Origin of the sequence: Streptomyces sp. NPDC101152 (assembly GCF_044768275.1) — a bacterium.
Classification (GTDB): Bacteria; Actinomycetota; Actinomycetes; order Streptomycetales; family Streptomycetaceae; genus Streptomyces.
The window spans coordinates 139,451-148,522 of record NZ_JBIWPO010000018.1 but is presented as its reverse complement, the minus strand read 5'-3'; the positions used below and the strand labels follow the sequence as shown (position 1 = coordinate 148,522).

At 70.3% G+C, this 9,072-nt stretch carries 9 protein-coding genes and 1 pseudogene; 7 read left to right on the top strand and 3 right to left on the bottom strand.

Annotated features, from left to right (window positions below; genetic code table 11):
- Window positions 1-227: pseudogene (locus ACIRVK_RS23895) on the top strand (IS630 family transposase); the annotation flags it as partial.
- 14 nt (window positions 228-241) lie between these two features.
- Here the strand turns inward: ACIRVK_RS23895 and ACIRVK_RS23890 are convergent.
- Window positions 242-1,087, bottom strand: coding sequence for a hypothetical protein (locus ACIRVK_RS23890; RefSeq protein WP_404250194.1), 846 nt, complete (start codon window positions 1,085-1,087; stop codon window positions 242-244).
- Between the two features lie 153 nt (window positions 1,088-1,240).
- Here ACIRVK_RS23890 and ACIRVK_RS23885 point away from each other — a divergent pair, with 153 nt between their 5' ends.
- The 5 genes from ACIRVK_RS23885 to cseC all read left to right on the top strand — a co-directional run bounded on the left by ACIRVK_RS23885 (window position 1,241) and on the right by cseC (window position 5,717).
- Window positions 1,241-2,152, top strand: a complete 912-nt coding sequence (locus ACIRVK_RS23885; protein WP_404250192.1) for an A/G-specific adenine glycosylase — start codon at window positions 1,241-1,243, stop codon at window positions 2,150-2,152.
- 228 nt (window positions 2,153-2,380) lie between these two features.
- Window positions 2,381-2,923 carry a SigE family RNA polymerase sigma factor gene (locus tag ACIRVK_RS23880; RefSeq protein WP_404250190.1) on the top strand — a complete coding sequence of 181 codons (543 nt, stop codon included), beginning with the start codon at window positions 2,381-2,383 and terminating at the stop codon, window positions 2,921-2,923.
- Window positions 2,908-3,558, top strand: a complete 651-nt coding sequence (locus ACIRVK_RS23875; protein ID WP_404250187.1) for a hypothetical protein — start codon at window positions 2,908-2,910, stop codon at window positions 3,556-3,558. Before ACIRVK_RS23880 ends, ACIRVK_RS23875 begins: the two co-directional genes overlap by 16 nt.
- 96 nt (window positions 3,559-3,654) lie before the next feature.
- A complete protein-coding gene (cseB, locus tag ACIRVK_RS23870) occupies window positions 3,655-4,359 on the top strand; it encodes a two-component system response regulator CseB (protein ID WP_404250184.1) in 705 nt (234 codons plus the stop codon).
- A 17-nt stretch (window positions 4,360-4,376) separates the two neighbouring features.
- Window positions 4,377-5,717, top strand: a complete 1,341-nt coding sequence (gene cseC / locus ACIRVK_RS23865; protein ID WP_404250181.1) for a two-component system sensor histidine kinase CseC — start codon at window positions 4,377-4,379, stop codon at window positions 5,715-5,717.
- Window positions 5,718-5,926: 209 nt separating this feature from the next.
- Here the strand turns inward: cseC and ACIRVK_RS23860 are convergent, their stop codons facing one another.
- Window positions 5,927-7,504, bottom strand: a complete 1,578-nt coding sequence (locus ACIRVK_RS23860; RefSeq protein ID WP_404250178.1) for an MDR family MFS transporter — start codon at window positions 7,502-7,504, stop codon at window positions 5,927-5,929.
- Window positions 7,505-7,673: 169 nt separating this feature from the next.
- On the opposite strand from ACIRVK_RS23860, the gene ACIRVK_RS23855 reads away from it, so the two are divergent.
- Entirely contained in the window at window positions 7,674-8,282 is a 609-nt protein-coding gene (locus tag ACIRVK_RS23855; protein ID WP_404250175.1) for a TetR/AcrR family transcriptional regulator, read from the top strand.
- On the opposite strand, the gene ACIRVK_RS23850 is transcribed toward ACIRVK_RS23855, so the two are convergent.
- Window positions 8,279-8,884, bottom strand: coding sequence for a M23 family metallopeptidase (locus ACIRVK_RS23850; RefSeq protein ID WP_404250173.1), 606 nt, complete (start codon window positions 8,882-8,884; stop codon window positions 8,279-8,281). The two genes, ACIRVK_RS23855 and ACIRVK_RS23850, sit on opposite strands and share 4 nt — an antisense overlap.
- Window positions 8,885-9,072 lie beyond the last annotated feature (188 nt).

Sequence of the window (9,072 nt, the reverse complement as noted above, 5' to 3'; positions counted from 1 at the left end):
ACACCCCCAAACACGGGTCCTGGCTCAACATCGCCGAGATCGAGCTCTCCGCCCTCACCCGCCAGTGCCTGGACCGCCGCATCGACGACCTCACCGTGCTCAACACCGAACTCGCCGCCTGGCAGCAGCACACCAACAGCGACCAGCGCCAAGTCCACTGGCACTTCACCACCGACGACGCACGCGTGAAACTACGCCACCTCTACCCAACCACACAGCGAAAATAAGCCGCAACAAGCTACTAGTCGGCTGACAGGACGAACGACGTCTGGGTCTTGCCGAAGCCGGGGGCCGTCAGTTCGACCAGGTACGTGCCCGCGCCGGCCGACCCGGCCGGGGGGGTGGCGCAGTTGGGGGCGCTCGGCTTGCGGTCCCACTTGACGGTGTACGTGATGGTGTTGCCGGCCGGTGCGCGGAAGAGCAGGCTTCCCGAGGTCCGGGGGCAGTCCGCGGAGGACCAGTAGTCGCCGCTGCTGTCGGGCCGCGAGATCGTCAACACCGCGCTCTTCGGGCCGAGGTCGACCTTGCAGTCCTGGCTGGAGGTGTTCTTCGCGGTCACCAGCAGTGCGGGGGTGTCACCAGGGCCGTAGGTGTTGTGCAGGCTGCGCACGCTCAACTGCACGGCGTCAGCGGTGCAGTTGGGCAGGGTCGAACCCGCCGGGATCGTGTCGCCCTGGCCGACCCCGGTCCCGGAGCCGGAGCCGGAGCCGCCCGCAGCGCCACCGGCCCCCGATCCCGCCGAGCCGCCCGAGGCGCCGGCCGATCCGGAACCGGAACCGCCGTCCGACCCCGAGCCCGACCCAGAACTCCCCCCGGAACCCGAACCGCCGGCGCCCGCGCCGCCGGAAGTGTCCCGGCCGCCGGGTGCCTGGCTGATCGCGGGACCCGAACCCGACGGCCCGGCCGTGATGGTGGGCGCGGGCGTCCTGCCCTTCGCTCCGTCGTCCTTCTTGGCGCCCCCGCCGCCCGCGGTCACGATCCATGTGATCAGCAGCGCCAACAGGGCCAGCACGGACAGCAGTACGGCCCTCCGACGCCAGTAGATGGAGGAGGGAAGCGGCCCGACAGGATTGCGCAGAGATCCCACGGCGCAAACTGTACGAGAGATCGGCGCGTTCGCTGGCCCCACCCGCCGCCGGTGCCTCAACTTTTCCGGATCATCATCACGGAAACGCCGACCCACGACCGGCACCGGGCAAAGCCGCCCATCCGGCGCGGGCCGTGGCAGGATCAGAAGGCCATGACTGCGCTCACGAACACCCCCGAGACCGAGACCCCCCACACCGCACTGCACTCCCCCGTCATCGACTGGTTCGACGAACACGCCCGCGACCTGCCGTGGCGCCGCCCGGAGGCCGGGCCCTGGGGCGTGATGGTCAGCGAGTTCATGCTGCAGCAGACCCCGGTCGGCCGGGTGCTGCCCGTCTACGAGCAGTGGCTGGCCCGCTGGCCGCGCCCCGCCGACCTGGCGAAGGAGGCCCCCGGCGAGGCGGTCCGCGCCTGGGGCCGGCTCGGCTACCCGCGCCGCGCCCTGCGGCTGCACGGCGCCGCGCTCGCCATAGCGGAACGGCACGGCGGTGACGTACCCACCGACCACGCGCAGTTGCTGGCGCTGCCCGGCATCGGCGAGTACACGGCCGCGGCGGTGGCCTCCTTCGCCTACGGGCAGCGGCACGCGGTGCTCGACACCAATGTCCGCCGGGTCCTCGCGCGCGCCGTCACCGGCGTCCAGTACCCGCCGAACGCGACCACCGCCGCCGAACGCAGGCTGGCCCGCGCCCTGTTGCCCGCGGACGAGACCACCGCCTCGCGCTGGGCCGCCGCCTCCATGGAGCTCGGCGCGCTGGTGTGCACCGCGAAGAACGAGTCCTGCCACCGCTGCCCGATCGCCGCCCTGTGCGCCTGGCGGCTCGCGGGCAAGCCGGAGCACGCGGGGCCGGCACGCAAGGGGCAGACGTACGCCGGCACCGACCGGCAGGTGCGCGGCAAGCTGCTCGCCGTCCTGCGCGAGGCGCACGTGCCCGTCCCGCAGGCGGCGCTGGACCGGGTGTGGCACGAGCCGGTGCAGCGGGCGAGGGCGCTGGACGGGCTCGTCGCGGACGGACTCGTGGAGCCCCTTCCCGGGGGTTTGTATCGGCTGCCGTTGACGTAACCGGCCGTAACATCACAGCCGCCTCACCACCAAATCACCCCATACCGCCCCCAACTGGGGTGCCGCTTTACCCCGTTCCTACGGCCGTTACACAACCGACGTACAGCTGATTGCCAGCCGAGGGCTGCTTCGGACAACGCCGTGACAACGCCTCCGTAGCTTCATTCCCACGGAAGAGACCGTCGGCGAAGGGCCGCGCGGTAACGGGGATTCAGGAGGCGGTTCGACATGGCGCAGGGCGAGGTGCTCGAGTTCGAGGAGTACGTCCGCACCCGGCAGGACGCGCTGCTGCGCAGCGCCCGTCGGCTGGTCCCGGACCCGACGGACGCCCAGGACCTCCTGCAGACCGCGCTGGTACGGACGTACGGCCGCTGGGAGGGCATCGCGGACAAACGGCTCGCGGACGCCTACCTGCGCCGGGTGATGATCAACACCCGTACCGAGTGGTGGCGGGCCCGCAAGCTGGAGGAGGTGCCCACGGAGCAGCTGCCGGACGCCTCCGTGGAGGACGCCACCGAGCAGCACGCGGACCGCGCGCTCCTCATGGACATCATGAAGGTTCTGGCGCCCAAGCAGCGCAGTGTGGTCGTCCTGCGCCACTGGGAGCAGATGTCCACCGAGGAGACGGCCGCCGCCCTCGGTATGTCGGCCGGAACGGTCAAGAGCACGCTGCACCGGGCGCTGGCCCGGCTCCGCGAGGAGCTGGAGAGCCGTGACCTGGACGCACACGCGCTCGAGCGTGGGGAGCGGGAGCGTTGCACGGCGGCCTGACCGGTACGGGGCAGACCACCCAGGACCGGGGGAACCTGCAGGCGGCGTTCACGGCGGTGGCCGTGCTCGCCGCTCTCGGCCTTTGCGCCTCCGGCTGCGCCACCGGCGGCACGGGCGCGCGTGACGAGGGCCCGGCGCACGCCGACTCGGTGGCCGGCGCCGCCGCCGCGCCCACGCCCAGCCCCGCGCAGACCGCGCGGGTGAACGCGATCAAGCTGGTCAAGGACGACCCCGCGGTCTCGGCGGAGGTCAAGCGCGAGCTGAAGCCGTGCGTCGCCGACGAGTTCCCGGTCGACGTGTCCTACGGAGAGCTCACCGGCGGCACGGCGGACGACATCGTCGTGAACGTGCTGACCTGCGGGGACGCGGTGGGTGTCGGCAGTTACGTGTATCGCCGGCAGGGCGGTCGGTACGAGAATGTCTTCCAGGCGGAGGAACCCCCCGTCTATGCGGAGATCGACCGAGGCGACCTGGTGGTGACCAAGCAGGTGTACGAGAAGGGTGATCCGGTGTCCAGCCCGTCCGGCGAGAACGTGATCACGTATCGCTGGTCAGCGGGCCGCTTCACCGAGGAGTACCGCACGCACAACGACTACAGCAACGCCGTCGGGGGCGGCTCCTCGCCGTCGAAGTGATGCGCGTGAACCGTTCGGCCCGCTGGGAACGATTCACCAGGGGTACGCGCTCCCCTTACGTACACCACGACCGACACGAGAACTGAGAGCACCGGGATGGCAGACCAGACCCACGTCCTGTTCGTCGAGGACGACGATGTCATCCGCGAGGCCACCCAGCTCGCCCTGGAGCGGGACGGCTTCGCGGTGACCGCGATGCCCGACGGGCTGTCCGGCCTGGAGGCGTTCCGGGCGAACCGCCCCGACATCGCGCTGCTCGACGTCATGGTGCCCGGCCTCGACGGCGTGAGCCTCTGCCGCCGGATACGGGACGAGTCGACCGTGCCGGTGATCATGCTGTCGGCGCGGGCCGACTCCATCGACGTGGTGCTCGGCCTCGAGGCCGGCGCCGACGACTACGTGACCAAGCCCTTCGACGGCGCCGTCCTGGTCGCGCGGATCCGCGCGGTGCTGCGGCGCTTCGGGCACGCCGGCGGCGCGGACAAGGGCGAGGACCAGGACCCCGAGGTCACCGGCGGGGTGCTGACCTTCGGCGACCTGGAGATCGACACCGACGGCATGGAGGTGCACCGGGCCGGGCAGCCGGTGGCGCTGACACCGACCGAGATGCGGCTGCTGCTCGAGTTCTCCTCCGCGCCGGGCACGGTCCTCTCGCGCGACAAGCTGCTGGAACGCGTGTGGGACTACGGGTGGGGCGGGGACACGCGGGTGGTGGACGTCCATGTGCAGCGGCTGCGGACGAAGATCGGCCAGGACCGGATCGAGACGGTCCGCGGCTTCGGTTACAAGTTGAAGGCCTGAGCGGGGACGTCGACGACATGCGGGGGATCTTCCGGAACCAGGGGACGCGCGGCGACGCCGGCGGCATCCGCACGGGGCTGCGCTGGAAGCTGAGCGCGGCCATCGCGCTGGTCGGCGCGCTGGTGGCGATAGCGCTGAGCCTCGTCGTGCACAACGCGGCCCGGGTCTCGATGCTGGACAACGCGCGCGACCTGGCCGACGAACGGCTGCAGATCGCGCAGCGCAACTACGAGCTGACCGGCCGGCCCAACTTCCCCGGCGTCAAGATCGACGATCCTCTGCTGCCGCCGGCGCTGCGCAAGAAGCTCGAGGAAAGCCGCCGGTGGACGTACGTCACCGACCGGCCGAACGGTGTGCCGGACATCTGGGCGGCGGTACCCGTCAAGGACGGACATGTGCTGTCGCTGCACACCGGATGGACCGACCGCAGCACCAACATCCTCAATGACCTCGACCAGGCCCTGGTCATCGGCTCCATCGCGGTGGTCGTCGGCGGCAGCGCGCTCGGCGTGCTGATCGGCGGGCAGCTCTCGCGCCGGCTGCGCAAGGCGGCGGCCGCGGCGAACCAGGTCGCGAGGGGCGAGTCGGACGTACGGGTGCGGGCCGCGATCGGCGGGGTCGTACGGGACGAGACCGACGACCTGGCCAGCGCGGTGGACGCCATGGCGGACGCGCTCCAGCAGCGCCTGGAGGCGGAGCGCCGGGTCACCGCCGACATCGCGCACGAGTTGCGCACCCCGGTGACGGGCCTGCTGACGGCGGCGGAGCTGCTTCCGCCCGGGCGGCCCACCGAGTTGGTCCTGGACCGCGCGAAGGCGATGCGCACGCTCGTCGAGGACGTGCTGGAGGTGGCCCGGCTCGACGGGGCCTCCGAGCGGGCCGAACTGCAGGACCTCATGCTCGGCGAGTTCGTCGCCCGGCGGGTGCTGGCGAAGGACCCGGACGTCGAGGTGCGGGTGGTGCACGAGTCGATGGTCACGACCGACCCGCGCCGCCTGGAACGCGTGCTGTTCAACCTGCTGGCGAACGCCGCCCGGCACGGCAAGCCGCCGATCGAGGTCACCGTCGAGGGCCGCGTCATCCGGGTCCGCGACCACGGCCCCGGTTTCCCCTCCGACCTGCTCGCCGACGGTCCGAGCCGCTTCCGCACGGGCAGCGCCGACCGCGCCGGCCACGGCCACGGCCTGGGTCTGACCATCGCCGCAGGGCAGGCGCGGGTGCTGGGCGCCCGGCTGACCTTCCGCAACGTCCGCCCGGCGGGCGCGCCCGAGCACGTCCCGGCGGAGGGCGCGGTGGCGGTGCTGTGGCTGCCGGAGCACGCGCCGACGAACACCGGCAGCTACCCGATGATGCCGTAGCCCGGTCCGCGGGGCCGCCCGCTCAGGTCCCGGCCACCAGCACTCCCCGCGCGAGAGCCGCACCCACCGGGGCGAGGATCCGCCCGGGTCGTGATCGCGTCCTCGCTGATGCAGCCGGTCCCCACCGCCGGCCTGGGGACATGAGGAAGGCCCCCGGGGCGGACACCCACCGGGGGCCTTCGGCTCACTGTTTGATCAGACGGTCCAGATCAGACGGCCTCGACGACCGGGGGCTGCGCCACCGCGTCCTCGGCCGGTACCTCCGGCTTCGGTCCCGCTCCGCGCAGCGCGACCTCCTTGACGAACACCGCCGCCACCAGCGCGACCACGGCGACCACCGAGCCGAGCAGGAACGCCGAGTGGACGCCCGCGGAGAGCGCGTGCTGGTAGGCCTCGCGGGCCACCGCCGGCAGCTTCGCCAGGCTCTTGGCGTCCAGCGACGCCGACTTCTCGGTGATCTTCGATCCGAGCGCCCCGGCCCGCTCCGCCATCACGTGCTGGACGCGGTTGTTGAACAGAGCGCCCATGATCGCGACACCGAAGGAGGAGCCGAGCGTACGGAACAGGGTGGTCGAGGAGGACGCGACGCCCATGTCCTTCATCTCGACGCTGTTCTGCGCGACCAGCATGGTGATCTGCATCAGGCAGCCCATGCCCAGACCCACGACCGCCATGAACACGCCGGACGTGAACCGGGAGGTGCCGGTGTCCATGGTGGACAGCAGGTACAGCCCGACGGTCATGAGGACGCTGCCGACGACCGGGAAGACCTTGTAGCGACCGGTGTTGGTGGTCACCCGGCCGGCCACCATCGAGGTGACCAGCATGGCGCCGAGCATCGGCAGCAGCAGCAGACCGGAGTTGGTCGCGGAGGCCCCCTGCACCGCCTGCTGGTACAGCGGCAGGTACAGCGTGGCGCCGAACATCACGAAACCGGTGATGAAGCCGATGACGGACATCAGCGTGAAGTTGCGGCTGCGGAAGATGTGCAGCGGTACGACCGGCTCGACCGCCTTGGTCTGCCAGAACACGAACCCGATCAGCGCGGCCACACCGATGCCGATCAGCTCCATGATCCGCGCGGAGGTCCAGGCGTACTGCGAACCGCCCCAGGTGGTGACCAGCACGATCGAGGTGATGCCGACGGTCAGCAGGATCACGCCGAGGTAGTCGATGCCGGCCTTGGCGCGCTTCTTCGGCAGGTGCAGCACCACGCTGATCAGGCCGAGCGCGACCACGCCGAGCGGCAGGTTGATGTAGAAGGCCCAGCGCCAGCCCCAGTTGTCGGTGATGGTGCCGCCGACCAGCGGTCCACCGATCATGGCGATGGCCATGACACCGGCCATCATGCCCTGGTACTTGCCCCGCTCCCGGGGCGGGATCAGGTCACCGATGATCGCCATCACGCCGACCATCAGACCGCCGGCACCCAGACCCTGCACGGCCCGGAAGCCGATCAGCTCGCTCATGTTCTGGGCCATGCCGCTGAGCGCGGAGCCGGCCAGGAAGATCACGATCGAGGTCATGAAGGTGGTCTTGCGGCCGAACATGTCGCCGAGCTTGCCCCACACCGGGGTGGCGGCGGCGGTGGCCAGCGTGTACGCCGTCACCACCCAGGACAGGTGCTCGAGCCCGCCGAGCTCGCCGACGATCGTCGGCATCGCGGTGCCGACGATCATGTTGTCGAGCATCGCGAGCATCATGGTGATCATGAGCGCGAGGAGCACCACCCGCACGCTCTTCGGCTGTTTGTCCGGCCTGGTCTCGACCGTCTGTGTGTCCGCCATCGTGCCCACTCCCCTACAAGTCCTGCGCCACTTCCCCCCGGCCGACTACTTACTTGCCGACCGGCTAGTTGACTACACTGAGGAAGGTAGACCCGTAACTAGCCGGGCGTCAAGTAAGTTTACTAGTCGGGCGGCAAGTAAGTCAGCAGGGGGCGTGAGGAGCGCGAGAATGGGCGGCACGATGGACGGCACCAAGCGGCAGCGCCGCGGAAACACTCGCCAGCGCATCCAGGACGTGGCGCTCGAACTCTTCGCCGAACAGGGCTACGAGAAGACCTCGCTGCGCGAGATCGCCGAGCGTCTGGACGTCACCAAGGCGGCGCTGTACTACCACTTCAAGACGAAGGAAGAGATCCTCGTCAGCATCTTCGAGGACCTCTCCCAACCCATCGAGGAACTCATCGAGTGGGGCAAGGGCCAGCCGCACACCCTGGAGACGAAGGAAGAGATCCTCGTCCGCTACAACGAGGCGCTCACCGAGGCACTCCCGCTCTTCCGCTTCATGCAGGAGAACCAGGCGACGGTGAAGGAACTGCGGATCGGCGAGATGTTCCGCCACCGCATGCTCGGCATGCGCGACATCCTCATCGACCCGCAGGCCGCCCTGGTCGACCAGGTCCGCTGCGTGAGCGCCGTCTTCACCATGCACGCCGGCATGTTCGCCCTCAACGACCTGCCGGGCACCGACGAGGAGAAGCGCGCGGCGGTCATGGAGGTCGCCCGGGGCCTGGTGACCCAGGCCCACGAGGGCAGTCAGACGCCGACGGGTGCCTCCTAGAGGCTGAGACCCTTCGACCGCAGGAACGCGACCGGGTCGATCGCCGAGCCGAAGTTCGGAGTGGTCCGTATCTCGAAGTGCAGGTGCGGGCCGCTGGTGTTGCCGGTGTTGCCGGACAGCGCGATGTGCTGACCGGTGGCGACGACCTGGCCGACCCTGACGTCGATGCGGGACAGGTGGGCGTACTGCGAGTAGGTGCCGTTGCCGTGCTTGATCACGATGGCGTTGCCGTACGCGGGCCCGTCACCGGCGCCGTTGCCGCCCGCCTTGACGACGGTGCCACCGTGCACGGCGACGACATTGGTGCCGCTGGGCACGGCGAAGTCCTGCCCGCTGTGGGTGGACTGCCACATGCTGCCGGCCTGGGCGAACTTCGCGGTGAGCGTGTACTTCTCCACCGGGTGGACCCAGGCGGCCGCCTTCTTCGCGGCGGCCTGCGCCTGGACGGCGCTCGCGGCACTGGAGGCGGTGGCGGCGGTCGGGGCGGCGGCCGCGACCCCGGCCCCCAGGACGACCGACGCTCCGAGGCCGGCGGCCAGGACCGCCGCGCGGGTGCGCAGCGCGGACGTACGGGAAGAACGGGACGTGACACGCGTGAACATGGAAACCTCGGGGGATCGGCGACAGAGAAAACCACCCGGCGCACGACGTCCGCCGGATGGACCACCCCTTGGTAACCCGAGCCCCCATAAAGCCCCAAACAGGGCATCTACGGCGTTCCCTAGTAATAACTATCGAAATTCGCTGTTCCCTCATGGAGAAAGCCGACGACATCCCACTATCCGACCTA

Coding starts and splice junctions, on each gene's coding strand:
- ACIRVK_RS23885 (WP_404250192.1), top strand. CDS start 1,241: ATGACTGCGCTCACGAACACCCCCGAGACCGAGACCCCCCACACCGCA.
- ACIRVK_RS23880 (WP_404250190.1), top strand. CDS start 2,381: ATGGCGCAGGGCGAGGTGCTCGAGTTCGAGGAGTACGTCCGCACCCGG.
- cseB (WP_404250184.1), top strand. CDS start 3,655: ATGGCAGACCAGACCCACGTCCTGTTCGTCGAGGACGACGATGTCATC.
- cseC (WP_404250181.1), top strand. CDS start 4,377: ATGCGGGGGATCTTCCGGAACCAGGGGACGCGCGGCGACGCCGGCGGC.
- ACIRVK_RS23860 (WP_404250178.1), bottom strand. CDS start 7,504: ATGGCGGACACACAGACGGTCGAGACCAGGCCGGACAAACAGCCGAAG.
- ACIRVK_RS23855 (WP_404250175.1), top strand. CDS start 7,674: ATGGGCGGCACGATGGACGGCACCAAGCGGCAGCGCCGCGGAAACACT.
- ACIRVK_RS23850 (WP_404250173.1), bottom strand. CDS start 8,884: ATGTTCACGCGTGTCACGTCCCGTTCTTCCCGTACGTCCGCGCTGCGC.